The sequence below is a fragment of the Kribbella sp. CA-293567 genome, from assembly GCF_027627575.1.
GTDB lineage: Bacteria > Actinomycetota > Actinomycetes > Propionibacteriales > Kribbellaceae > Kribbella.
Window position 1 is genome coordinate 635373 of record NZ_CP114065.1, and the last position, 22813, is coordinate 658185.

Sequence of the window (22813 nt, forward strand, 5' to 3'; positions counted from 1 at the left end):
GTGGCCGTCGTGGGTAACTCAGCGTCCCCGTCACGCCCGCGTGGGCGGGGCGGCGACCGACCCGCGCTCGATCAGGGTCGGCTCGACCGTGGTCCGGCGGACCCGGCGGTTGGTGTCGACGGCCGAGGTCACCCGGCTGACCACGTCGGCGACCAGGTCGTCGAGCGGCCAGTGGAAGGTGGACAACGGCGGGCTGAGCAGCTGGGACATCGGCTGGTCGTCGTACCCGAGCAAGGAAAGGTCGTCGGGGACGCGCAGGCCGAGCTCGCGGCTGGCGGCGTACACCCCGAAGGCCATCGAGTCGGCCAGCGCCAGGATGCCGGTCGGCCGGTTCGCTGCGCCGAGCAGCTCGCCGGCCACCTCGGTGGCGCCGGTCAGGTCGTGTGGACAGGGCACGATGCGTACCTCGAGCTCGAGCTCGGCGGCGACCCGCTGGGCGATCTCCTCGGCCGGCCGCTCGACGTCGAATCGGCGCGACGGGCTCAGTACGGCGATGTCGCGGTGACCCGCGTCGGCCAGCCGGCGCAGCGCGGTACTGACTCCGGTCTCGTTGTCGAACAGCACCTCGGACTTGGCCTTCGCGGCAGGCAGTGCGTCGCCGATCGCGATCACGGGCGCCTGCTCGGCGATCTCGGCCCAGCCTTTGGCGCCTGGATCGATGGGGATCACCACGATCGCGTCGGCGCGATGGTCGACCAGGTGCTGAGCGAGCTGGAGCTGACGGTCGGCATCGCCGGCCGAGTCGATGATCCAGGCGTTGCGGTCGGGGGCAAGCAGTTCGCGGCCGAGCGCGGCGGCGAGGCGTTGCTGCCAGAGGTCTTCCAGCGAGGCGCACAGAACGCCGACCGAACCGCTGCGGCCGGAGGCGAGCGCGCGAGCGACGGGGTCGACCTGGTACCCGAGGCGCGCGGCGGACTCCTGCACCCGCGCCTGCGTCTCCGGCGTGCCTTGCAGACCTCGCAGCGCGTAGGAGACCGCCGCCATCGAGAGGCCGGTGTCCGCTGCGATGTCCTTGAGGGTCGGCCTACGGCCTGTTCCGGACATGTGATCGACCCTAGGGCACGGCGGGGACATAAGCCTGCCGTCGGGTGGACATTGCCGACCGGAAACTTGACAGATCAGGCTTTGAAGCGCTTCACTATGGATGTGTTGAAGCGCTTCAAAGTGACCGGACCGGAAGAGGAGGTGGGCTCGTGAGCGGGGTGATCGACGTCCACCAGCACCTCTGGCCGGCCGAGTTCATCGACCGGCTGCGGGCCCGGACCCAGCCGCCGTACCTGACCGGCTGGACGCTCCACACGACCGGCGAAGCGCCGTACGAGATGGACCCGGCGGCGCATGCCGTGGACAAGCGCAGCGCTGCCGAGCTGGACGAGGGAACATCGCTGGTCGGGTTGTCGCTGTCGAGTCCGCTCGGAATCGAGCGCCTCGGCGACACCGTTCTGCTCGACGCCTGGCACACCGGCACCGCGTCTTTGCCCGAGCCGTTCAAGGCGTGGGCGGCCGTGGATCTGCTGGAGCCTGATCTCGATGGGCTGGAAAGTCTGCTGGGTAACGGGTTTCTGGGCCTTCAACTTCCGGCGCAGGTGCTTGCCACGCCGGCCGGGTGGGGTGCTGTAGCTCCGCTGCTGGAGTTGGCGCAGCGGTTGAACAAGCCGATCCTGGTTCACCCCGGGACGCCTTTGCCGCCAGGTGAAGAGCTGCCTGGCTGGTGGGCGCCGGTGGTCGACTACACGCTCCAACTGCAGGCCGCTTGGTGGGCGTGGCACGCGTTCGGCGGGCGTACGGCGTACCCGGAACTGCGGCTCTGTTTCGTCGCAGCGGCCGGTCTCGCGCCGGTGCACCACGAGCGGCTGACTGCTCGCGGCGGCCACCTCGGCACCATCGACCCCAACCTGTACGTCGACACCTCGAGCTACGGCCCGCAGGGCATCGACGCGGTCGCCCGGGTCCTCGGCATCGACCAGATCGTGCACGGCACCGACCGGCCCTACGCCGGCACCGTCGACCTCCGACAGGGCGACGCCGCGACCGCGGTGATCCGCCACGACAACCCGCACCGGCTCCTGCACGGACCGGTGCCACCTCCTGAGAGGGGAGTGCAGTGACTGTTCAGCCCGTTTCCGACGCACCCGTCGTACCCGCGCGCCAGGCCGGCCGGCTCGTGGAGCTCAACAACTGTTTGTCGCTCGACAACCTCCCCGGCCGCGACCTGACCCCCGCCGAACTGGCCGAACTGGCCGGCGGACTGGCCGCCCAGCCACACCTGTGGGAGGACAAGGTCGCCTACGACGACGACGAGCGCGTCTTCGCCTCCCTGCACCGCGACGCCAACGTCGACGTCTGGCTGATCTGCTGGACTCCGGTCAACGACACCGGCTGGCACGACCACGACGTCTCCTCGGGAGCCGTCGCCGTAGCCCGCGGCAAACTGGTCGAGCACAACCTGGCGATCGGCACCGAGTCCATCGAGACCGAGATCGAAGCCGGCGATGTCTACGGGTTCGGCCCGGAACACATCCACCGAGTCGTCGGCCTCGACAAGGGCAGCGTCACGGTCCACGCCTACAGCCCGCCGCTGTGGCGCATGGGTCAGTACTCGGTGAAGGAAGGCGTCCTCCGCCGGGTCTCGGTCTCGTACGCCGATGAGCTGCGCCCGCTGGACTGATGGTGGTGGCGGTGGCGGTGGCGTCGTGGTGACGGCGCCGACCCGGTAGAACACCGAGCTCACGCCTGCGGCCGGCCGGCGGACCGCCTTGCCCGGAGACGGTCGAAGGCCTTCGACGAGTCCAGCCGCGCCAAGGACGTTGCGATGACCTGCGCGCACGCCTCCGGGCTGTGGTTCGTGGTGTCGACGACCAGGTCTCGATCTGTGTGCTCGAAGACCGACTGCGAGAGAGCCAGACCCGCCGGGCGATCCTGCCGGACCTGCTCGCGGCGTTCAAGTTCCGCCTCGGAACAGTGCACATCGACAAGGGTGACGTCGTACCCGGTCAGTACCTCGAGCAGGTCCGCCAGGCGCCACGGTTCGCTGAGGGGATAGTCCATGATCACGTCGTTGCCCTGCGAAGCGAGCGCGGCAACGGCCCGGTGGTACCCGCGGCGGGTCCGGTTCAGCATCGCCGCAATCTCGTCCTCGGCGAGCTCACGAGTATGGACGGTGGACCGCATGCCGCTGATCGCATCCACCGGAACCAAGAACCACGGATCCGGCAGCAACGGCAGGAGCGCGCGCCCGATGGAGCTCTTCCCTGAACTCGATGCGCCATTCAGCAGGAGCACCCGGCCAGGGGATTCAGTCGTCATGCCAGCACCCTAGGTACGGAGTACAGGCATCAGGTGTGCGGCAGTAGCGTGCGGCGCCGCACGCAGAGCGGCATGACGGGGCGGTCGCCTTGCAAACCATTGGTGAACCGGCTTACTCCGCTGCTGTACTGATGTGCAACCGTGAGTCAGCCCCGTGTCGGAGGTAGTAGTTGTGACGAGCTATGACGCGCTCGCCGAGGTGTACGAGTGGCTCATCTCGGAGGCAAAGCTGACCCCGGCCGAGTTCGCGGCGTCGTTCGACGACGTCCTCACTCTCCTGCCGCCGAACGCTCACGTCCTCGATTGTTCGTGCGGAACCGGGCAGTTGGCGGTCGGCCTCGCCGGTCTTGGCATGCAGGTGGTCGCAACTGACGCCAGCGAAGCGATGGTTCGCCGGACCGCGGAGTTGGCTGAGGAATTCGGTGCACCTGTCCGGACAGTGCGGGCGGACTGGCAAGAGTTGCCCGAGCATCTCGATGACGGCACCTTCGACATGGTGTTCTGCGTCGGCAACTCGCTGCACCATGCGGAGGGCGCGACAGGCAGGGTCGCTGCTCTGGAGTCGATGTCACGGCTGCTGCGCCCTGGCGGGCGCTTGGTACTCACCTCCCGCACCTGGGAACTCGTCAGAGCCAGAGGTTCCCGGCTGGACATCAGTGACCGTCTTGTCCGCCGGAACGGGCGCAATGCCGTCGTGATCTACCGCTGGGACATTGCGTCACATTGGGAAGAGGAGCACCACATCGAGATTGCGATCGCGCAAGTTGATCCGGCTGGGCCGGTTCTTGTCCGCTCGGAGTTGCTGTCGTGCTGGCCCTACCGATACGACGAACTCGTAGCCGACCTGCACCAGGTCGGACTCCGGACGGAAAGGAGCACGTACGACCCTGAGGCCGAGAACTACCTGGTCGTGGCAAGCAAGGTCTAGACAACAAGCAAACCGAAGCTGGGACAAGAGCGGGCGGCCATCTGCCCTGAGATGCCCGGGAAAATGGCCTCCTGCTGGGCGCCGGCTGTCAGCAGACTCGGCAGCTATGACGAGCCAGGTGGATTTCGAGGCGCATTACACGTCGTTGCACGACGAGGAGGTTCGGCTCAGCTCTACTTTGCGCGGACGGTTCGAGTTGGCGCGGATGCAACACCTGCTGGGGAACTACCTGCCGGAGGCGCCGGCCGAAGTGGCGGATGTGGGCGGCGGGCCGGGAGTTCATGCGCGGTGGTTGCAGGAGCGCGGGTACTCCGTCGAGCTGCTGGACCCGGTCGAGCGGCACATCGAGCAGGCGACGGCGGCTGGGATCAGCGCCGTACAAGGGGATGCGCGGCGGTTGCCGTGGGAAAACGAGCAGTTCGACGCAGTACTGCTGGCGGGGCCGATCTACCACCTGACGGAGGCGGCGGATCGGCGGGTGGCGTTGCGGGAGGCGATCCGGGTGGTGCGGCCGGGCGGGTTCGTTGCCGTGGTGGCGATCAACCGGGCGGCCAATCTGATCGGGTCGACGATCGCCAACACGTTGCTGACCAGGCAGCGGGTGGTGACCGACATCCTCGAGACCGGGTACAGCCCGGACAACGAGCGGATGGCTCAGACGACGTACCACACCACCACTCAGCTGCGGACCGAGCTGACCAACGCGGGACTGCGGTCGGTCACGATTCACGGGCTGACCGGTCCGGGTGGCTGGCTGACGGTGGCGATCGACCGGTACTTCGGGGAGATCGAGCTGCCCGACTTCCTCTGTGAGCCGGTGCCGATGGAGACGGCGCTGGAGTGTTCGCGGCTGGCCGACCGGCATCCGGAGCTGACGCCGTCGAGTTCGCTGCTGTTCGCGGTCGGTCAGCGTGTTTGAGCGCAGACGCCGGATGAAGATCCACGAAACAGCAGTCCGGTACGCCGCCAACGGCTGGCCGGTCGCGCCCCTCGCGGTACCGCACCGCGCGGGCTGCCCCTGCGGCAAGGCCTGCGTGGATCCTCACGTGGTGGGCGAAGTGGTCCGTGACGGCTTTCGTGCGGCGGAGGTCTGGCCGGAGCCACCCCGTACTGCGGGCTTCGACGTCCGTCGCGGCCCAACCGGCGGTGAGAGCACCCCGAGGTCGGCAGACAGCAGTGCGTACGGCTGGGATGGTTCACCGTTGGGCGGGTACGGCGCGGGTCCGACGTGGATGAAGCTGGCAGGCGACCGCTCGGCGCAAACGAAGCAGACAGACCAGACATCCGGCCGGCCACGCCTGGAGTCCCCCGGCGGCTGGGGGATCGCGCTGGTGACCGAGTGGTTCGACGTGATGGAGCTACCACCGCAGTACGGCGCACTGCTCAATCACCACCTCAAGGCGAGCTGTCCGACGGTGATGGCGCCGGCCAAGCGGCAGTGGTGGTTCTTCGTGGAGCAAGGCTCGGTACCGGGCGAGCAGGTGCTCAAGGCAGGCGGCGTACTGCGCTCCGGGGTCGGCGACTGGGTGCCGGCTCCAGGGACGTGGTCGGAGGACACCGGGCGGATCCGGTGGCTGGTGCCGCCGCACCTGACCGAGTGGCGGCCGTACCGGCGGATGGATCCGATCGACCGGGTGTTCGGCTGCCTATAGTCGGCGGATGGGTATCGCCGACGTCAGGAGATTCAACCGGACCGTGACCCAGCGGATCGGCGCGCTCAGCGACACCTACATGGCGCGCGACCGGCCGCTGGGTCAGGCCCGGGTGCTCTGGGAGATCGGGCCGGACGGCTGCGACGTCCGGTCGCTGCGAGCGCGACTCGATCTCGACTCCGGCTATCTGAGCCGCCTGCTCCGGACGCTCGAGACCGACGGCCTGGTCGCGGTGGAGCAGAGCGACGACGACGGCCGGGTCCGGACCGCGCGGCTGAGCCCGAAAGGCCTGCGAGAACGGGAGGTGCTGGACCGTCGCTCCGACGAGCTCGCCGCCTCCATCCTCGAACCGCTCAGCGAATCGCAGCGCGCCCGGCTGATCGCCGCGATGGGCGAGGTCGAGCGGTTGCTGATCGCCTCGACGGTCACCGTCGGCATCGTCGATCCCCGGCACCCGGACGCGCAGTACTGCCTGCAGTCGTACTTCGACGAGCTGACCCGCCGGTTCGACGGCGGCTTCGACCACGCCCGCAGCATCTCGGCCGGGGTGGACGAGCTCTCCCCGCCGTCCGGCCTGCTGCTCGTCGCAAGTCTGCACTCCGAGCCGGTCGGCTGCGGCGCCCTCAAGCTCGCCACCGACGGACCGGCCGAGATCAAGCGCATGTGGGTCTCCAGCGACGTCCGCGGCCTGGGTCTCGGCCGGCGGCTGCTGGCCGAGCTGGAGAAACAGGCCGAGGCGAACGGCTCCCCAGTACTGCGCCTGGAGACGAACCGCAATCTCACCGAGGCGATCGCGCTCTACCGCGCCGCCGGGTACGCCGAAGTACCGGCCTTCAACGACGAGCCCTACGCCCACCACTGGTTCGAGAAGCGGTTGGCGCGATAGACATGGTCAAACCGCGATTCGTGGGGGGACCACACCGATGTCAGAGCTATCGATCCAGCCGCTGAACCCGGCGATCCTGCCGGCCGCGGCGGGCAACTACACGCACGGCGTCCAGGTGGAGGGCGCCGGGCGGCTCGTCTTCGTCAGCGGCCAGGTGCCGTGGGCCGACGGACACGGCAAGATCCCGGAGTCGTTCGAGGACCAGTGCCGGATGGTCTGGCGCAACGTGCTGGCCGTCCTGGCCGAGGCCGGGCTCGAGGTCCGGAACCTGGTCAAGGTGACCACCTACCTGTCCGACCGCCAGTACCGGGCGCTCAACTCGAAGATCCGCGAGGAGATCCTCGGCGAGCACGCCCCGGCACTGACGATCATCATCTGCGACATCTACGCCGAGGAGTGGCTCCTCGAGATCGAAGCGGTCGCCGCCGCCTGAGTCAGGCCCAGGTCTCCGCGTGCGTGACGGCACCGTTGGGCGCACCCAGCTCGGAGACGACGTCCTCGGCATCCGCCTCGAGCGCCTCGAACGGGTACTCCGGTACGACGTACGCGCGGGCCCCGGCGACCAGGTCGACCCCGGGCAGCTCGAACCACGCCTCGCCGACCTCACGGCTGATCTCGTAGATGGCCTGCTCGGCGGTCTCGACCGGCTCCCGCTCGCCGGTCTCGTCCAGTTCGGCCGGGTGCCGCTCCTGCGCGGTCCGGCCGGCGTCCAGCAGCGCCTCCAGGTCGACCACGCGCAGGTCGAACCGGGACACCACGCTGATCACCTGGTCCGGCTCCTCGGCCTCTTCGTCGTCCTCGTCCTCGCCGACCTCGTCGTCCAGCAGCAGCGGCGCGGTCCCGGTGTGCTCGAAGACGGCGTCGTTCCAGCCCTCGACGAGCTCCTCCACCGCCGAGTTCTGCTCGTAGAGCGCGTTCTGGTCCTCGTCACCGGTCATCGCGAGCAGGGCCTCGGTGTGGGCCTGCAGGCGTTCGGCCAGCTGGCGGCTGGCCTCGGCCAGCGCCTTGCGGCTCTCGTCGGAGAAGAACTGCTCGCCGGTGGCGGAGAGCTCCTGGTTGTCCACTTCAGTCACTGCGGTCTTCCCTAACTCTGGTGGGGGCTGCTCATGCCAGCCGTAAGTATGCGAGAGGCGTGTGAGAGCTGAGTGGGCGGGTGTGAGAGAGCTGCGAGAACCCTGCCGGCAGCGCGGTGAGCGCAGTTCAGTGGACTCATGAGCACTGATGCCGAGAGGTGGGGACAGCCGTGAAGGACGTGCTGTACCTCGCCCTGTGTGTAGCGACGTTCGCGGTCGTCTGGTTCGCACTGCGAGGGGTGGAGAAGCTGTGAGCACCGAGAACATCACCGGCCTCCTGGTGGCCGCGGCCCTGGTCCTCTACCTGCTCGCGGCCCTGATCTTTCCCGAGAGGTTCTGATGTCCGACACCGCTGCCGGCCTGCTCCAGGTCGGCCTGCTGGTCGCGCTCCTGGCCGCCGTGTACCGCCCGCTCGGCGGCTACCTGGCCCGGGTCTACACGTCCGGAAAGGACGCCCGGATCGAGCGTGGGATGTACAAGGTACTGGGGGTCGACTCCAAGGCCGACCAGACCTGGGCCGTGTACGCGCGCTCGCTGCTGGCCTTCTCCGCTGTCGGTCTGATCCTGCTGTACCTGGTCCAGCGGCTGCAGTCGCAACTGCCACTCTCGCTGGGCCTGCCGAACGTCGAGCAGGCGCTGGCCTTCAACACGGCCGCGTCGTTCGTCTCCAACACGAACTGGCAGTCCTACTCACCCGAGGCCACGCTGGGCCACCTGGTCCAGTTCGCCGGCCTCGCGGTGCAGAACTTCCTTTCGGCCGCCGTCGGCATCACCGTCGCGATCGCCGTGATCCGCGGGTTCGCGCGGTCGAAGACCGACCCCCTGGGCAACTTCTGGGTCGACCTGACCCGCACGGTCGTCCGTGTCCTGCTCCCGATCGCCGTGCTCGGCACTCTCGCGCTGGTCGCGATGGGCGTCGTCCAGAACTTCTCCAGCGGTCACGAGGTGACCTCGGTGGTGGGCCAGACCCAGCACCTGCCCGGCGGCCCGGTGGCGAGCCAGGAGGTGATCAAGGAACTGGGCACCAACGGCGGTGGCTTCTACAACGCCAACTCCGCTCACCCGTTCGAGAACCCCAACGGCCTGTCCAACCTGTTCGAGATCTTCCTGCTGCTGGTCATCCCGGTCTCGCTGACCCGCACCTTCGGCCTGATGGTCGGGGACAAGCGACAGGGCTACGCGATCCTCGGCGTGATGGGCACGTTGTGGGCCGCGTTCACCTTCTCCGCCACCTTCTTCGAGAACCAGGGTGCCGGTACGGCGACGCAAGCAGCCGGAGCCGCGATGGAGGGCAAGGAGACCCGCTTCGGCGAATGGGCGTCCGCCCTGTTCGCAAGCTCCACCACCGGTACGTCGACCGGCGCGGTGAACGCCGCGCACGACTCCTTCACCCCGCTGGGCGGCGGCACCGCGCTCTTCCACATGATGCTGGGCGAGGTCAGCCCGGGCGGTGTCGGTACCGGTCTCTACGGCATGCTCGTCCTCGCGGTGCTGGCCGTCTTCGTGGCCGGGCTGATGGTCGGCCGCACCCCGGAGTACCTGGGGAAGAAGATCACCGCCCGCGAGATGAAGCTCGTCTCGCTCTACATCCTGGCCACCCCGAGCCTGGTACTGGCCGGTTCGGCGATCGCGATGGCGCTGGCCACCGGCCGGGCCTCGATCTTCAACACCGGCGGCCCGCACGGGTTCTCCGAGGTGCTCTACGCGTTCACCTCGGCCGGCAACAACAACGGCAGCGCCTTCGGCGGGATCAGCGCCAACATCCCCTTCTACAACACGGCTCTGGGCCTGGTGATGCTGCTCGGGCGGTTCATCCCGATCGTCATCGTGCTCGCGCTGGCCGGATCGTTCGCCCGGCAGCAGCCGGTGCCCGTCAACGAAGGCACGCTGCCGACCCACAAACCCCTGTTCGTGGCGATGCTGATCGGCGTCGTGCTGATCGTCACCGGTCTGACCTACTTCCCCGCTCTCACTCTCGGACCCCTCGCGGAGGGACTGTGACCACCCCGAAGATGCTGCTCACCTCACTGCCGGACGCGCTGCGCAAGCTCGATCCGCGGGTGATGGTGAAGAACCCGGTGATGTTCGTGGTCGAGGTGGGCGCGGTCGCCGCCACCATCCTGGCCTGCACCGACTCCACCGTGTTCGTCTGGTGGATCGTCGTCTGGCTCTGGCTGACCGTGCTGTTCGCCAACCTGGCCGAGGCGGTCGCGGAAGGCCGGGGAAAGGCCCAGGCGGCGACACTGCGCCGGGCGAAGACCGAGACGACCGCCCGCAGGCTGTCCGCGGACCGGCTCACCGAGGACGAGGTACCGGCCGCATCGCTGCAGCTCGGTGACCTGGTGGTGGTCGAGGCCGGCCAGATCATCCCTGGTGACGGCGACGTCGTCGAGGGCGTCGCGAGCGTGGACGAGTCGGCCATCACCGGTGAGTCGGCGCCGGTGATCCGGGAGTCGGGTGGTGACCGGAGCGCGGTCACCGGCGGGACGAAGGTGCTGTCGGACCGGATCGTCGTGAAGATCACCACCAGGCCCGGCGAGAGCTTCATCGACCGGATGATCGCGCTGGTGGAGGGCGCCTCCCGGCAGAAGACGCCGAACGAGATCGCGCTGAACATCCTGCTGGCCAGTCTGACCATCGTCTTCCTGATGGCGACCGTCACGCTGCCGCCGTTCGCCGACTTCGCCGGGGTGGACCTGAGCATCGTCGTCCTGGTCGCGCTGCTGGTCTGCCTGATCCCTACCACGATCGGCGCCCTGCTGTCGGCGATCGGGATCGCGGGGATGGACCGGCTGGTCCAGCGCAACGTGCTGGCGATGTCGGGCCGCGCGGTCGAGGCCGCCGGAGACGTCAACACGTTGCTGCTCGACAAGACCGGCACGATCACCCTGGGCAATCGGCAGGCCGCCGAGTTCCTGCCTTTGGCCGGGGTCAGCGAGGCCGAACTGGCCGACGCGGCTCAGCTGTCGAGCCTGGCCGACGAGACGCCGGAGGGCCGCTCGATCGTCGTACTGGCGAAGTCGCGGTACGGGCTGCGGGAGCGGCACACCGGCGAGCTGCCGCGTGCGACGTTCGTCGAGTTCACCGCGCAGACGCGGATGAGCGGCGTCGACGTGGACGACCGGCGGATCCGCAAGGGCGCGGCCGGCGCGATCACTGCCTGGATCCACGACCAGGGCGGCACCGTGGTGGCCGAACTCGGCGAGCTCGTCGACGGCATCTCCGCCTCGGGCGGTACGCCCCTGGTCGTTGCCGTAAGCAAGGAAGATCTGGTGCGGCCGCTGGGTGTCATCCACCTCAAGGACGTCGTGAAGGAAGGGATGCGGGAGCGGTTCGACCAGCTGCGTGCGATGGGCATCCGGACCGTGATGATCACCGGCGACAACCAGCTGACCGCGAAGGCGATCGCCGAGGAGGCCGGGGTGGACGACTTCCTGGCCGAGGCGACGCCCGAGGACAAGATGGCGCTGATCAAGAAGGAGCAGGAGGGCGGCCGGCTGGTCGCGATGACCGGTGACGGCACCAACGACGCCCCGGCGCTGGCCCAGGCCGACGTCGGCGTCGCGATGAACAGCGGCACCTCGGCCGCCAAGGAGGCCGGCAACATGGTCGACCTCGACTCCGATCCGACCAAGCTGATCGAGATCGTCGAGATCGGCAAGCAGTTGCTGATCACCCGCGGCTCGCTCACCACGTTCTCGATCGCCAACGACGTGGCCAAGTACTTCGCGATCCTGCCGGCCCTGTTCGCGGCGGCGTACCCCGGTCTGGACCGGCTCAACATCATGCGGCTGGACTCGGCCGAGTCGGCGATCCTGTCCGCGGTCGTCTTCAACGCGCTGGTGATCATCGCGCTGGTACCGCTGGCGCTGCGGGGCGTGCGGTACCGGCCGTCCTCGGCGTCGGCGATGCTGCGCCGCAACCTGCTGATCTACGGCGCGGGCGGCCTGATCACCCCGTTCGTCGGCATCAAACTCATCGACCTGCTGATCTCGCTCATCCCGGGCATCGGCTGAGAGGCAACGGACCATGTCCAGCAGATTTCCCGCCACCTTCCGCCAGTTCGGGGTCGCCACCCGGGCGCTCGCGGTGTTCACGCTCGGCCTCGGGGTGATCTATCCGCTCGCGATGACGGGAGCCGCCCAGGCACTCTTCCCCGGCAACGCGAACGGCTCGGTCATCCAGGTCGACGGCAAGGACGTCGCCTCCGACCTGATCGGTCAGGACTACTCGAAGGATCCGTCCCTGTTCCGGACGCGGCCGTCGGCGGTCGAGTACGACGCGGCGGGCAGTGCCGCTTCGCAGTACGGGCCTAACAACGAGGAGCTGCGGAAGCTGATCGCGGAGCGCCGCGCGGCGGTCGCGAAGCTCGAAGGCGCCGACCCGTCGCAGGTGCCGCCGGACGCGTTGACGGCCGGCGGCAGCGGACTCGATCCGCACATCAGCCCGGCGTACGCCGAACTGCAGGTGGCCAGGGTCGCGCGGGAGCGTGGGCTCACCCCGGCCGAGGTGCGACAGTTGGTGAAGGAGAACACCCGAGGACGGACCCTCGGCTTCCTGGGCGAACCGCGGGTCAACGTGGTCACCCTGAACGCCGAACTGGCCGCCCAGCGCTGACGAGACGAAGGACAGATGAGCAGAAGCGGCCGTGGGCACCTGAGGATCTACCTGGGTGCCGCGCCCGGCGTCGGCAAGACCTACAAGATGCTGGGCGAGGCGATCCGGCGGCGCGGACGCGGCACCGACGTGGTGGTCGGGTACGTCGAGACCCACGGCCGTGAGCACACCGCGGCCATGCTCGACGGGCTCGAAGTGGTGCCGCGCAGGATCATCGACCATCGCGGCGGCAGCTTCACCGAAATGGATCTGGACGCCGTGCTGGCCCGCCGGCCCGAGGTCGCACTGGTCGACGAACTTGCCCACAGCAACGTTCCGGGCAGCCGGAACGCCAAGCGCTGGGAGGACATCGACGCGCTGCTGGCCGCCGGGATCGACGTGATCTCGGCGGTCAACATCCAGCACCTGGAGTCGATCAACGACGTGGTCGAGAAGATCACCGGCGTACCGCAGCAGGAGACCGTGCCCGATCGGGTGGTCCGGGCCGCGGACCAGATCGAGCTGGTCGACATGACCCCGGAGGCGCTGCGCCGCCGGATGGCGCACGGCAACGTCTACGCGGCGGACAAGATCGATGCCGCCCTGGGCAACTACTTCCGGGTCGGCAACCTGTCGGCCCTACGCGAGCTGGCGTTGCTCTGGCTCGCCGACCGGGTCGACGCGGGCCTGCAGCAGTACCGTTCCCAGCACGACATCGACTCCACCTGGGAAGCGCGTGAGCGGGTCGTCGTCGCGCTCACCGGCGGTCCCGAAGGGGAGACGCTGATCCGGCGTGCCGCCCGCATCGCGGCCCGCTCCTCCGGAGGGGATCTGCTCGCCGTCCACATCACCCGGTCGGACGGACTGACCGGGGCCGATCCGACCGCCCTGGCGCAGCAGCGGGCGCTGGCCGAGAGCCTGGGCGGGACCTATCACCAGGTGGTCGGCGAGGACATTCCCGCCGCGTTGCTCGCCTTCGCCCGCGCGGAGAACGCCACTCAACTGGTGCTCGGTGGCAGCCGCCGGTCCCGGCTGGCCGCGCTCCTGACCGGACCCGGCATCGGCGCCAGTTCGATCCGGGACTCCGGTGACATCGACGTCCACATCGTCACGCATTCGGAGATGGGGCGCGGGCGCCTGCCCCGGATGCACGGCAGTCTGTCGCGACGCCGGCTGGCCTACGGGTTCTTGCTGGCGGTGCTGCTCCCGCCGATGTTCGCGCTGCTTCTCGGGCTCGGCGGTGACACCCTCAATCTGACCAGCAACGTGCTGGCGTTCCTGTTCGCCGTGGTCGTGGTGGCCCTGGTCGGTGGGTGGTGGCCGGCCATGCTGACCGCGATCGCGGGGACGGTGGTGCTGAACTGGTTCTTCACGCCACCGACCCGGTCCTTCACGATCACCGAGCCGAACAACGCGCTCGCCCTGAGCATCTTCGTCCTGGTCGCCGGGCTCGTCTCCTCGGTGGTCGACCGGGCGGCCCGGCGTACCCGCCAGGCCGCGCGGTCGGCAGCCGAGTCCGAGACGCTGGCGACCCTCGCGGGCTCCGTACTGCGCGGCGAGACCGCTTTGCCCGCGTTGCTGGAGCGGGTCCGCGAGGCGTTCGGGATGTCGAGTGCCTGCCTGATGGAACGTGTCGACACCGACGAACTGACCGAGACCTGGCGCCCGATCGCCTCGGCCGGTACGCCGACCTGCCGGCGGCCGGAGGACGGTGACGCCGAGATTCCCGGCCGGGAGGACCTCGTCCTTGTCCTGCAGGGCCGATCGCTGGCCGCCGACGAGCGCCGTCTGGTCGGAGCCTTCGCGGCCCACGCGGCAGCGCTGGTCGACAAGGCCCGGCTGAGCGAGGCCGCCGCGGAAGCCAAACCGCTCGCCGAGGCCGACAAACTCCGGACCGCGCTCCTGCGCGCGGTCGGCCATGACCTGCGGTCCCCGCTCGCCTCGGCCAAGGCGTCGGTCACCAGCCTGCGCGGTTCGGACGTCGAGTGGACCGTCGACGAGCGCGACGAGCTGCTGGAGACGGCGGACGAGTCCCTCGACCGCCTGACCCGGTTGGTGGACAACCTGCTCGACCTGAGCCGTCTGCAGGCCGGCGTACTGCCGGTGTTCCCGCGGCCGATGGCGCTGGACGAGATCATGCCGAGCGCGCTGGCCGAGCTCGGCGACAGTTCCGCCGGAATCACCGTGGACGTCCCGGACACCCTGCCGCTGATCGAGGCCGATCCGGCGCTGCTGGAACGGGTGCTGGCCAACCTGCTCGCCAACGCGGTCCGCTACTCGCCCGCCGGCCGGCCGCCGATGGTGACGGGCAGTTCGCTCGGTGACATCGTCGAAGTGCGGGTGATCGACCGGGGCCCGGGTATCCCGCGGGAGGAACGGGACCGGATGTTCGCGCCGTTCCAGCGGCTGGGGGACACCGACAACACCACCGGCGTCGGCCTCGGGCTGGCTCTGGCCCGTGGACTGACCGAGGCGATGCGCGGGTCGTTGCAGCCGGAGGACACTCCCGGAGGTGGGCTGACCATGGTCGTTTCTTTGCCCATGGCAACCTTGAGGCCGGACGACGCGCCGGTGCCGGGCAGCCGGGAGCGGTCCGCGTCCGGACCGGAGGTACGGGAGTGACCAGAGTCCTGGTGGTCGACGACGAGCCGCAGATCGTGCGCGCGTTGCAGATCAACCTGAAGGCCAGGCGGTACGAGGTGCACGTCGCGGGCAGCGGAACGGCGGCGCTCAAGGTGGCCGCGCAGTACCCGCCGGACCTGGTGATCCTCGACCTCGGCCTGCCCGACTTCGACGGCGTCGACGTGATCCGCGGGCTGCGCGGCTGGACCGAGGCACCGATCCTGGTGCTGTCCGGCCGAACCGACAGTACGGACAAGGTCGAGGCGCTCGACGCGGGCGCCGACGACTACGTGACCAAACCGTTCGGCATCGACGAACTGCTGGCCCGGATGCGCGCGGTACTACGGCGCAGCAACCTCGCGCAGGACGAGCCGGTCGTCACGGTCGGCGGCGCCCAGGTGGATCTGTCGGCGAAGCGGGTGACGCTGGAGTCGGGGGAGGACGTGCGGCTGACCCCGACCGAGTGGCATCTGCTGGAGGTGCTGGTGCGGCACCCCGGCAAGCTGATGTCCCAGCGGCAGCTGCTCACGGAGGTGTGGGGGCCGGGGTACGAGACTGCGAGTGGCAACCTGCGCTTCTACATGGGGCAGCTGCGGCGCAAGCTCGAAGCCGATCCAGCCCGGCCCGTCCACCTGCTCACCGAACCGGGCATGGGATACCGCTTCGAACCGTGAGCACGCGACGCGTCCGAGCCGGTCCGGCTCGCACCGCGCTGAGCCGGTCCTGCTGTGGCTGCGTTTCAGCGGCCTCGGGCGAGCAGTTCGTCGAGAATCTCGCCTTCGCGGTTGTACGGCTCGAAGTGACCGGCGCCCAGCTCCCTCAGTGTCGCCGTCGGCAGCTGCTTCACCAGCCGCTCGGCCGCGCTGAACGGGCAGTTGCGATCGGTGCTGCCGTGCCACCAGGTGAGGCTGGTGCTGATCGCGGTCAGGTCGATATCGGTCCACTCGCCGCCCATCGCCAGCATCTCGTCCAGCCAGCCGTCCATCCCCTGGGCGAAGGCGGCCACCATCGCGCGCTCCTGGCCCGCCCGCCAGACCGGGTCGCTCATGATCGCGAGATCGGACGCCGGAGCCGTCGCCATCGCGGTGTCCAGTGGAGCCAGCGGCGCCGTCTTGACCACCTCGTACGCCGCCGCCAGCTGCTCGCGCAGAGCCTCCTCGTCACCGTCCCGGGCGGACCGGAAAGCGGTCGTGTTGAACGGGATCATCTGCTCGTACTCGTCGTCCTCGAGCGGCGGCAGCCCGACCATGACGGTCGCCGCGACCACCCGGTCCGGATGGTGCGCGGCGAACGCCAGGACATGCGGCGCGCCGCCGCTGCCGCCGGTCAGATAGACGCGATCGAGACCGAGGTGGTCGAGGATCGCGGCCAGGTCGTCGGAGTGCTCCCGGAACTTCCGGCCCGGCAACCGGGTCGAGTCGCCGAAACCGGGCCGCTCGGTGTTGATCACCTGGAGCCCGCGTTCGACCCAGATCGACCGGTCGGCCCGCACGCTCCAGCGGGAACCAGGTGTGCCCGGCAGGCGGAGTACCGGGGTGCCTTCGCCGGTTCTGGTCCAGGCCACCGTGCGCCCGTCCGGGCGGACCAGCTGTTCGTCGAGTACATCGGAGTACAGGTCGTCGGGCATGGTTCCGATGATGGCTGATTTCTTCAAGACCGGTGTCGGTGCGGCGCGGCAAGCTAGGGGCATGGAGATCTTCGAGAGTGCACGGCAGTTCGTCCGGACCGAGGCGCGGGTGCTGGAGCGGCGGTTGTTCGCGACCGTGTTCGAGGGCGCGGACCCGGCCGGGGTGGTGGACGCGTTGCGGGGCTACCGGAACGCCGACGGTGGGTTCGGGCACGGGCTGGAGCCGGACAAGCGGTGCCCGGACAGCACCGCGCTGGACGTGGAGACCGCCTTCGACACGCTGCTCGCGGCCGGTGCCCGCGATGACGAACTGGTCGGGCGGGCCTGCGACTGGCTGCAGTCGGTCGCGGCCGCGGAGGGTGCTGTCTCGCTTGCCTCGCCGGTGATCGAGGGCTATCCGCGCGCCGAGCACATGTCCGAGTGGACCTACCTGCCGGCACTCAACCCGACCGCCGGCCTGGTGGGAAGGCTGTACGCGCTGGACTTCGCGCACCCGTGGCGCGACCAGGCCGAAGCGTGGTGCAAGGCGGAGCTGGCCAAGGGACTGCCGGAGGACGCTCACGCCGTGCACGAGTCGCTGGAGTTCATCGGTCACGCCGGGACGCCGGACCTCGACAAGGTGCGGGACTGGCTGCCGAAGGTCTCGTACTACCGGGCGGAGGCCGCCGACCCGTCGTACGGGGTGACGCCGCTGCAGTTCGCCCCGACGCCGGACAGCGTGTGGCGGCCGTTGTTCGACGATGCTCAGATCGAAGGCCACCTCGACCGGCTGGTCGCCGATCAGCAGGACGACGGCGGCTGGGCGATCACCTGGGAACCGCCGGGCAAGGCCGCCACCCAGGAGTACCGGGGCATCGTGACGGTCCAGGCGCTGCGCACGCTGAAGGCGTACGGCCGGCTGTGAGCTTTTCGATCCAGGTCGAAACCCGGCAGAGGGATTCTGAGAGCGCTTGCTGACCCTCTGACCTGCGAAAACGCCCGGCGGGCGGCGCCGCCGCGGCGTTCGCGGGGGTTGCGGCCGGTGACCGCTGCTCGGCACGCTGCGAGCACCCCCACCAGTTCAGAGAGGTGCTTTGATGCGGAGCGAGAAATCGATTGCTCGAATTGCCGGCGCAGTACTGGCCGGAGCTGTCGTCGCGGCCGGCGCCCTGGTCGCGACCGCCCCTGCCCAGGCTGCTGCCGCGGCCTGTCCGGCTACCGCGGTGTTCCAGACCGACGGCTACACGGCCGGTGAGTCCCTGGTGAACTGGAACAACTCGCGGTTCAACCACAACGTGCCGGCCGGCGTACAGATCGTGCAGGTGCCGTACTACGCAGGCGTCTTCCCGGTCGTGGATCGGCTCGCGCTGGACGCGTCGGTCGCCGAGGGCGTCGGCAAGCTGACCGCGGCGGTCACCAGCTTCCACGCTGCCTGCCCGTCCTCCCACCTCACGCTGTCCGGCTACTCCGAGGGTGCCGTGGTCGCGGGCAACGTGCTGGAGAAGTTCGCGAAGTCGACCACGATCCCGCGGCAGCAGCTGAACGGCGTGCTCTACGGCAACCCGCGCCGGCCCTTCGGCAACGGCGGCCGGGGTGGCGTGGCCGGCGGGATCGAGACGAACCTGCCGTCGATCCTGCCCGGCGTCACCATGCAGGGCCCGCACGACTACGCCGGCATCGCGGTTCGCGAGGTGTGCAACGAGAACGACGGCATCTGCAACTCGACCAACATGATCACCAACCTGGCCGCGTTCGCGAACGGCCTGTCCGGCTACCTCTCCGGTGACCACGGTTACGACCTGGACCCGATCCGCGACACCGGCAACGGCGTCACCCTGGTCGCGCAGCAGCCGCGCATCCCGTACGGCGCGCCGCTCCCGCTGCCGATCGGCACCCCGTGGCAGATCCAGCAGTTGCTGTTCGGCGACGGCCCCGCCCGTCAGGCAGCTGTCACGGCTCGCAACGGGCTCGGTGGCCTGCTCTCCCCGGAGGCCCTGGCGCTGCTCAACGGCAAGCCCTGGTTCCGCCTGCTCGCCGCTGCCTAACCCGCCTCGGCAGGATGCTCGACCTGGCGATCGCCCCATTGGGTCAGCAGACCCCGGGCGATCTCCAGGTCGTCCCGGAGCGAGCGGTCGGTCAGTATGTCGGGCAGCGCCGCCAGCGCATCGGCCAGCCAGGGTCCGATCGCGGCCGGCGCCAGTTTCTCCGGTTCCAGGCCGGCCAACCGAACCGCCCGTACCGCGGTCACCAGCTCGCACGCCAGCACATCACGCAACGCATCCAGCAACTGCCCGGTCAGTACCGCGGCCTGCGGCGCGAAGCTCGCGTGGTGCTCGGCTCCGCGCGAGAGCGTCGCCGTACCGAGCGTGGCCGGCTGAGCGGTCGAGCGGACCGACGCGAGCGCGTCGTGGGCGACGTACTCGATCATCATCACGCCCGAGCTGGCCTCCGAGCCGCTCGCCAGGAACCGGCTCAGGCCGGTGAAGTCCGGATCGACCAGGTTCGCCACCCGGGAGGTGGACAGGGTGGCGACCGAGTGCAGGCTGAGCCGGAGCGAGTCCAGCCCGAGCGCGATCGGCATCGCGTGCCAGTTGCCATTGTGCAGCACCGTGTCGCCGGCCACCAGCGGATTCTCCGCGGAGGCGTTGATGTCGATCGCCAGCGCGTTGCCCAGGGCATCGACGTGGTCGACGGCCGGGCCGAGCACCTGGGCGAAGGCCCGCAGGCCGAACGGGTCCTGCACGCGGGCCGACGGGATCGGCAGTTCGTCGAGCAGGCCGCGCATCCGGCGGGCCACCCGCACCTGGCCGGGCTGCGGCCGGGCGGCGTGGACGCGTTCGTCGTACACCTCGGCGTTGCCGCGCAGCGCGACATGGGACAGACCGCCGACCAGCGGCACGACGTTGATCAGCGTCGCGGCCTCGACATAGGCCAGGCAGCACTCGGCCAGCGTGATCGCGTTGCTCGACAGCAACGGCAACGCGCTGGTGCCGTCGATGACATCGCCGAGCGCCAGACCGAGCTCGGCCAGGGCACCGAGATCGCCGGTCCCGATCGCGCCGCCGCGGTGCAGCTCGGGCAGTCCCTCGTCGTTGAGCAGGGCAACGATCGCGTCGGCCACCTCGGGCGCGAGCCCCGACCCGCCGGAGGCGAGCTGGTTGACCCGGATCAGCAACCCGAGCCGCACCACGTCCTCCGGGTACGACGTGGTCCCGGTGGTCGAGTGCGACGCCAGCAACCGGGCGCCGTGCTCCGGATCGGAGGTCAGCACGTCCCGGTTGGCCCCGACCCCGGTGGTCCGCCCGTAGACCGGGCGGTACAACGCGATGTCGGCGACCGCCGCGGCCGACGCCGTCATCCGTTGCCGCGCGGCAGTCCCCAGGCGGACCGGCGTACGGCGCTGACCGAGTGACACCGCATCCAGAGGCGACAACCCCACCCCGACAATCTCCACGGGCTCCACCCGCTCAGTCTGCGACCTGCACCCCGCCGGACGTAGTACCGGCAGCGTTCACACGTCTGATATCCGAGACAAAGTCAGTGGGCCAACGAAAACGGCCCGCTGATCCGGGGATCGGCGGGCCGTTGCGGAAAGGCGGGGAGGTCAGACCTTGCCGTAGCGCTTCTTGAACTTCTCGACCCGGCCCTGGGTGTCCATCACACGCTGCTGGCCCGTGTAGAACGGGTGGCTGGCCGACGAGATCTCGACGTCGACGACCGGGTAGGTGTTCCCGTCGTGCCACTCGACGGTCTCGGAGCTCTCGCGGGTGGAGCCGGTCAGGAAGCTGAAGTTGCCGGACTTGTCACGGAACACGACCCGGCGGTAGTCGGGGTGGATGTCAGCCTTCATGCTGCGGTACTTCCTTCCAGATAAGGGGCGAACGGGTCGGTCAGCTGGTGTTCCGACTCACCCGTACGAAGGACACAACCGCTGAGGAGCCGTTCTAATTCCCAGATGTCCAGGCCGACTCCGGTGATCGACAGGTACGACGCGCGGTCGCCGTGCTCGGGGTGCCACTCGAGCGCCGACCGGGCCTGATGGGTCTGACCGACCTCGGACCAGCGCTCCGGCGGCAGGTCGGCCAGCCACGGACCGAGGACGCCGAGCGCGATGTTCGTGCCGAAGCTGTCCCAGCCGAGCCGGGCGTGCGGCTGGGACGCCAGCCACACCGTTCCCTTGCCTCGGGCCGAACTGGAGACCAGCTCCTCCAAGGCGTCGTAAAGCCGTTCAGGGTGGAACGGACGGTCGGACTGCCAGACCAGGGTCCGCACCGGTCCGCCGGTCTGCAGGGGAGCGCTGATCGAGCCTGGCTCGACCCACGCCTCGGCGGCGTCCGGATCATGCAGCCGTACGCCGAACAGCTCCCGCGCCGCCGACATCGGCCGGACCAACGCCTGGGGATTGAGAGCCGAGGCCAGCGCCCGCGTGGTCTCGACTGCGGTTGCCGCTGACTCGGCATCCCCCTCTTCCGGCCCTGCTGCCGGCTGCGGGGCATTCGCTGCGGCTTGCTCCGGCGCTCCCGCTGTCTGTGCCTCGCCCAGGATGACGGCGTTGGCGTATTCGACCTGCCGGATCAGCACCTCCGCGATCGCCCGGCCGTCCTCCGCGGCGGTCGGGATGCCGCGATCGTGGATGAAGGCGTCGCCGCTGACGTCCGCAGGGAAGGTGGCCGGGTCGAGCACGGTCAGGACCGCGTCCACCCGCAGCTCCTCGCCGGCGTCGTGGGCGATCTCCTCGGCCAGCGCCTGAGTGTCGCCGGCCCCGGGGACCGAGACGATCGCGGCGCCGTACCGCTCGGTGGCCGCGATGCTGACCAACAGCGGAACGAGTGAGCCGCGCATCGCACAGGACACACACGGGTGCCCCATCCGGATCAGCTCCTCGTCGATCACGCCGGCCGCGGTGCGGGCGGTTCGTAGTACGGAGCCACCCACCAGGCCGGTGAGGTCGTACTCGACCAGAACGGTGTCGCCGGCCAGGAGTTCACCCGCCGCTGCGGCCCGGATCTGGTCGTCGGCACCCGTCAGCAAGGTCACCGGTAGCATCGGCACTCCCGTCTTATTGAAAACGATAACCAGTACAACGTACACTTCTGGCAACGGGAATGTCAGCCCGGTCGGCGGCGTTCAGTCGTACAGGGTTCAACGGCGTCGTGACGGCGCCCGGAAAGGTTGGTCTGATGGCCAAGAGCAACGAGCTGCGTCCGATCGTGAAGCTGCGCAGTACCGCGGGGACCGGCGTCACCTACGTGACGCGGAAGAACCGCCGCAACGACCCCGATCGGCTCGTACTGCGCAAGTACGACCCGAGGGTCCGTCAGCACGTCGACTTCCGCGAAGAGCGGTAGAGCTCTCCGTGGCGAAGACGAGCAAGATCGCGAAGAACGAGCAGCGCAAGCGCACCGTCGCCCTGTACGCCGAGCGGCGGGCCGAGCTGAAGCGCGTCATCGCCGACCCCGCTTCGGGTTCCGAGGAGCGCGACGCCGCCCAGCTCAAGCTGCAGAAACTGCCGCGGGACGCGAGCCCGATCCGGGTCCGCAACCGCGATGTCGCCGACGGCCGGCCGCGCGGGTTCCTCCGCAAGGCGGGTATCTCCCGAGTCCGGTTCCGCACGATGGCCCACCGTGGGGAACTGCCCGGGATCACCAAATCGTCTTGGTGATCCCCGTCGACGGGCTGCCGGAGTCAGGTGGTTCCGGCAGCTCCGTCGGCCCCAGAGGTACCCCTGGTCAAAAGCACTCCCAGAAGCGTGTATTGTTCTCTTTGTCGGAGCGAGTGCGGGACGCGAAAGCGGCCGGTCGCTCCAGACTCCCTGAAGGGTCCAGGAGCTGAAACGCGCCTAGTGCGGGTTTCGGTCACTGAGTCACGCGGGGAACTGGATCGAAAAGGGCCGATTTGACTGGCCTGGAGCGAAACAGTAATGTTTGGCGGGTTGCCCCGGAGCTTGAATCGCAAGGTTCACAGCGCGGTGTGCGTCCGATTCTTGAGAACTCAACAGCGTGCCGAAAGTCAATGCCGAAATTTGTTTTATCCCGTTTCACGGCATTGGGCGATCTTTTTCATCAGGAGCCTATCTGGTTTCTTGGTGGGGGTTGTTCTTTGTTTGTGTTCGGATTCCTTTGAGAAATTATGATTCAAGTCAGT

The 22813-nt window shown here is 69.1% G+C and carries 24 protein-coding genes; 17 read left to right on the forward strand and 7 right to left on the reverse strand.

Annotation, left to right across the window (positions count from 1 at the left end; genetic code table 11):
* Positions 1–30: 30 nt before the first annotated feature.
* Entirely contained in the window at positions 31–1044 is a 1014-nt protein-coding gene (locus OX958_RS03040) for a LacI family DNA-binding transcriptional regulator (RefSeq protein WP_270135570.1), read from the reverse strand.
* Positions 1045–1193: 149 nt separating this feature from the next.
* On the opposite strand from OX958_RS03040, the gene OX958_RS03045 reads away from it, so the two are divergent.
* Together OX958_RS03045 and OX958_RS03050 are read left to right on the forward strand one after the other, a co-directional pair.
* Positions 1194–2108 carry an amidohydrolase family protein gene (locus OX958_RS03045; protein ID WP_270135571.1) on the forward strand — a complete coding sequence of 305 codons (915 nt, stop codon included), beginning with the start codon at positions 1194–1196 and terminating at the stop codon, positions 2106–2108.
* Entirely contained in the window at positions 2105–2668 is a 564-nt protein-coding gene (locus tag OX958_RS03050; RefSeq protein WP_270135572.1) for a cysteine dioxygenase, read from the forward strand. The genes OX958_RS03045 and OX958_RS03050 overlap by 4 nt, the downstream gene beginning before the upstream one ends.
* Before the next feature lie 59 nt (positions 2669–2727).
* Here OX958_RS03050 and OX958_RS03055 read toward each other — a convergent pair whose 3' ends face one another.
* Positions 2728–3306: a chloramphenicol phosphotransferase CPT family protein gene (locus tag OX958_RS03055; protein ID WP_270135573.1), complete on the reverse strand. Its 579-nt coding sequence runs from the start codon at positions 3304–3306 to the stop codon at positions 2728–2730.
* Positions 3307–3478: 172 nt separating this feature from the next.
* Between OX958_RS03055 and OX958_RS03060 the strand changes: the two genes are divergently transcribed.
* The 5 genes from OX958_RS03060 to OX958_RS03080 all read left to right on the forward strand — a co-directional run bounded on the left by OX958_RS03060 (position 3479) and on the right by OX958_RS03080 (position 7205).
* Complete coding sequence (locus tag OX958_RS03060; protein WP_270135574.1) at positions 3479–4234, forward strand: class I SAM-dependent methyltransferase; 756 nt, start codon at positions 3479–3481, stop codon at positions 4232–4234.
* A 106-nt stretch (positions 4235–4340) separates the two neighbouring features.
* The gene (locus tag OX958_RS03065) at positions 4341–5153 is read left to right on the forward strand and encodes a class I SAM-dependent methyltransferase (protein WP_270135575.1); all 813 of its coding nucleotides are present in this window, start codon (positions 4341–4343) and stop codon (positions 5151–5153) included.
* Between the two features lie 13 nt (positions 5154–5166).
* Positions 5167–5886, forward strand: a complete 720-nt coding sequence (locus tag OX958_RS03070) for a hypothetical protein (protein ID WP_270135576.1) — start codon at positions 5167–5169, stop codon at positions 5884–5886.
* Positions 5887–5893: 7 nt separating this feature from the next.
* On the forward strand, positions 5894–6772 hold the full coding sequence (locus tag OX958_RS03075; RefSeq protein WP_270135577.1) for a bifunctional helix-turn-helix transcriptional regulator/GNAT family N-acetyltransferase: 879 nt from the start codon (positions 5894–5896) through the stop codon (positions 6770–6772).
* 37 nt (positions 6773–6809) lie between these two features.
* A complete protein-coding gene (locus OX958_RS03080; RefSeq protein WP_270135578.1) occupies positions 6810–7205 on the forward strand; it encodes a RidA family protein in 396 nt (131 codons plus the stop codon).
* Between the two features lies 1 nt (position 7206).
* On the opposite strand, the gene OX958_RS03085 is transcribed toward OX958_RS03080, so the two are convergent.
* The gene (locus OX958_RS03085) at positions 7207–7845 is read right to left on the reverse strand and encodes a hypothetical protein (protein ID WP_270135579.1); all 639 of its coding nucleotides are present in this window, start codon (positions 7843–7845) and stop codon (positions 7207–7209) included.
* 250 nt (positions 7846–8095) lie between these two features.
* On the opposite strand from OX958_RS03085, the gene kdpF reads away from it, so the two are divergent.
* From kdpF to OX958_RS03115, 6 genes are read left to right on the forward strand one after another with little or no spacing between them, the layout of a single operon-like run.
* Positions 8096–8185 (forward strand): K(+)-transporting ATPase subunit F, encoded by a 90-nt coding sequence (gene kdpF, locus OX958_RS03090; RefSeq protein WP_270135580.1) that lies wholly within the window; start codon positions 8096–8098, stop codon positions 8183–8185.
* The gene (kdpA, locus tag OX958_RS03095) at positions 8185–9846 is read left to right on the forward strand and encodes a potassium-transporting ATPase subunit KdpA (RefSeq protein ID WP_270135582.1); all 1662 of its coding nucleotides are present in this window, start codon (positions 8185–8187) and stop codon (positions 9844–9846) included. The genes kdpF and kdpA overlap by 1 nt, the downstream gene beginning before the upstream one ends.
* Positions 9847–9857: 11 nt before the next feature.
* Positions 9858–11861 carry a potassium-transporting ATPase subunit KdpB gene (gene kdpB / locus OX958_RS03100; protein WP_270138976.1) on the forward strand — a complete coding sequence of 668 codons (2004 nt, stop codon included), beginning with the start codon at positions 9858–9860 and terminating at the stop codon, positions 11859–11861.
* 13 nt (positions 11862–11874) lie between these two features.
* Positions 11875–12462 (forward strand): potassium-transporting ATPase subunit KdpC, encoded by a 588-nt coding sequence (kdpC, locus tag OX958_RS03105; protein ID WP_270135583.1) that lies wholly within the window; start codon positions 11875–11877, stop codon positions 12460–12462.
* Between the two features lie 45 nt (positions 12463–12507).
* Positions 12508–15063, forward strand: a complete 2556-nt coding sequence (locus OX958_RS03110; RefSeq protein WP_270138977.1) for a sensor histidine kinase — start codon at positions 12508–12510, stop codon at positions 15061–15063.
* A complete protein-coding gene (locus tag OX958_RS03115; protein WP_270135584.1) occupies positions 15060–15737 on the forward strand; it encodes a response regulator in 678 nt (225 codons plus the stop codon). Before OX958_RS03110 ends, OX958_RS03115 begins: the two co-directional genes overlap by 4 nt.
* 65 nt (positions 15738–15802) lie before the next feature.
* On the opposite strand, the gene OX958_RS03120 is transcribed toward OX958_RS03115, so the two are convergent.
* Positions 15803–16690, reverse strand: coding sequence for an alpha/beta fold hydrolase (locus OX958_RS03120; RefSeq protein WP_270135585.1), 888 nt, complete (start codon positions 16688–16690; stop codon positions 15803–15805).
* A 61-nt stretch (positions 16691–16751) separates the two neighbouring features.
* Here OX958_RS03120 and OX958_RS03125 point away from each other — a divergent pair, with 61 nt between their 5' ends.
* On the forward strand, positions 16752–17594 hold the full coding sequence (locus tag OX958_RS03125; protein ID WP_270135586.1) for a hypothetical protein: 843 nt from the start codon (positions 16752–16754) through the stop codon (positions 17592–17594).
* A 172-nt stretch (positions 17595–17766) separates the two neighbouring features.
* Positions 17767–18714, forward strand: coding sequence for a cutinase family protein (locus OX958_RS03130; protein ID WP_270135588.1), 948 nt, complete (start codon positions 17767–17769; stop codon positions 18712–18714).
* Here the strand turns inward: OX958_RS03130 and OX958_RS03135 are convergent.
* The 3 genes from OX958_RS03135 to OX958_RS03145 all read right to left on the reverse strand — a co-directional run bounded on the left by OX958_RS03135 (position 18711) and on the right by OX958_RS03145 (position 21715).
* The gene (locus OX958_RS03135; protein WP_270135589.1) at positions 18711–20132 is read right to left on the reverse strand and encodes an aromatic amino acid lyase; all 1422 of its coding nucleotides are present in this window, start codon (positions 20130–20132) and stop codon (positions 18711–18713) included. The two genes, OX958_RS03130 and OX958_RS03135, sit on opposite strands and share 4 nt — an antisense overlap.
* Positions 20133–20273: 141 nt before the next feature.
* Complete coding sequence (locus OX958_RS03140; RefSeq protein WP_270135590.1) at positions 20274–20519, reverse strand: type B 50S ribosomal protein L31; 246 nt, start codon at positions 20517–20519, stop codon at positions 20274–20276.
* Positions 20516–21715 carry a CobW family GTP-binding protein gene (locus OX958_RS03145; RefSeq protein ID WP_270135591.1) on the reverse strand — a complete coding sequence of 400 codons (1200 nt, stop codon included), beginning with the start codon at positions 21713–21715 and terminating at the stop codon, positions 20516–20518. Before OX958_RS03145 ends, OX958_RS03140 begins: the two co-directional genes overlap by 4 nt.
* A gap of 134 nt (positions 21716–21849) precedes the next feature.
* On the opposite strand from OX958_RS03145, the gene rpmG reads away from it, so the two are divergent.
* On the forward strand, positions 21850–22017 hold the full coding sequence (gene rpmG, locus OX958_RS03150; protein WP_270135593.1) for a 50S ribosomal protein L33: 168 nt from the start codon (positions 21850–21852) through the stop codon (positions 22015–22017).
* Between the two features lie 8 nt (positions 22018–22025).
* Positions 22026–22331 carry a 30S ribosomal protein S14 gene (gene rpsN / locus OX958_RS03155; RefSeq protein ID WP_270135594.1) on the forward strand — a complete coding sequence of 102 codons (306 nt, stop codon included), beginning with the start codon at positions 22026–22028 and terminating at the stop codon, positions 22329–22331.
* The last annotated feature ends 482 nt before the right edge of the window (positions 22332–22813 follow it).